At 69.0% G+C, this 1,432-nt stretch carries 1 protein-coding gene and 1 pseudogene; both read right to left on the reverse strand.

Annotated features, from left to right (window positions below):
• Positions 1 to 450: pseudogene (locus ACOADB_RS23825) on the reverse strand (hypothetical protein); the annotation flags it as partial.
• A 20-nt stretch (positions 451 to 470) separates the two neighbouring features.
• A complete protein-coding gene (locus ACOADB_RS23830) occupies positions 471 to 1,397 on the reverse strand; it encodes a transporter substrate-binding domain-containing protein (protein ID WP_378604619.1) in 927 nt (308 codons plus the stop codon).
• Positions 1,398 to 1,432: the final 35 nt, after the last annotated feature.

Here is a 1,432-nt window from a genome sequence, read left to right on the forward strand (position 1 = left end):
GCGCAGCTCGCGCACCCGCGCGGCCGACTCGTCGGCGCCGGGCACGAGCGCCAGCCGGCTGCGCAGCTGTCCGGTGAGCGCGTCACACAGCCGCCCGGCCTCGGGCAACGACACGGCCAGCCCACCGGGAAGCTCGGTCGCCCCGTCGAGGCGTCCCCAGATCAGCGCCGAGATCCGCTCCCGCTCCTGGGTGAGCACGCGCCCGCCGTCCCACGTCGCGAAGACCAGCTGGTACCGGTCCGACGTCGCCTTCCACAGCGCCAGGGCCAGCGACATGTCGCCGGTGAGCTCGGCTCCCCGTCCCGCACCGAGCGCGGCCCGGTCGAGCTCGTCGAGCTCGGACCGCCGCGCCCGCAACCACGCGTCGAGCTCGCCCAGGTAACGCTGGATCGCAGCAGGATCCAGCGCGTCCCCGAGCTTGCCGGGCGCGGTCGGCGCAGTGGCGGTCATCGCGGTCACCTGCTCTACGATCACCGGCCGTAGTCAGGGGTGGGAGGCGTGGCGTCGACCTTCAGGTACGGCTCGAGCCAGTTGTTGTACGCCGACTGCCAGCGACCGTCGCTCCGCATGTCATCCAGGACCGAGTTGATGAACCTTGCGAGCGCGACGTCGGCCTTGTTGACCGCCAGGCCGTACGGCTCATCGGTCAGCTTCGTCTGCTTCGGGACGACGGCATAAGGGTCCTGCGCGGCAAGTCCGGCCAGCACGGTGTCATCGCCCGTGATGGCGTCGACCTGACCGTTCTGGAACAACGTCAGGCAGCCGGTGTGATTGTCGGCTCCCACGACCTCGACGTCGGCCTTCTCGGTGATGTTGTCGATGCTGGTCGAACCCTTCGGCGCGCACACCCGCTTGCCCTTGAGGGAAGCGACGCCGCTCTTCTCGTAGGCAGCGACGTCGTCGGAACGGACCAGCACCTTCTGGGTGGCGTTGTAGTAGACCGCCGAGAAGGCGACCTGAGTCCAGCGCGTGCAGTTGACCGTCATGTTGCGCGCGACCATGTCGATCTCGCCCTTGTCGAGCAGTTCGATCCGCTGGGCAGCGGTGATCACGCGCAGCTGCAGGGTGACGCCGAGTGCGTCGGCCACCTCCTTGGCGAACTCGATGTCGAAGCCCTTGAGGTCTCCGTCCAGCGGGTCGGTGAAGCCCATCCGGAACGTGTCGGCCGAGACACCGACGACGAGCCGGCCACGGTTCTTCAGCTGCTGGAGCGCGGCGGCCCGGTCATTGCTCGGGGCGTACGACTCACGGGGGTTGTCGCACTGGACCGGCTTCGAGGGCGGGGCCGGCGACGAGTCGACCGCCTCGGGCTTCGGGAGGGGCGTGGCGTCGTACCCACAACCGGCGAGGAACAGGACCGCCACCAGTGGTGCGGAGAATCGGCGCAGCGACCTCATGAGAATTCCCTCCGTCGTTCGCCGATACCTCGGGA

This window comes from Nocardioides sp. CPCC 206348, assembly GCF_048654705.1.
Lineage (GTDB): Bacteria > Actinomycetota > Actinomycetes > Propionibacteriales > Nocardioidaceae > Nocardioides.

What these genes read in the sequence shown, in the direction of transcription:
- ACOADB_RS23830 (WP_378604619.1), bottom strand. Translation starts at nt 1,397, where the DNA reads ATGAGGTCGCTGCGCCGATTCTCCGCACCACTGGTGGCGGTCCTGTTC.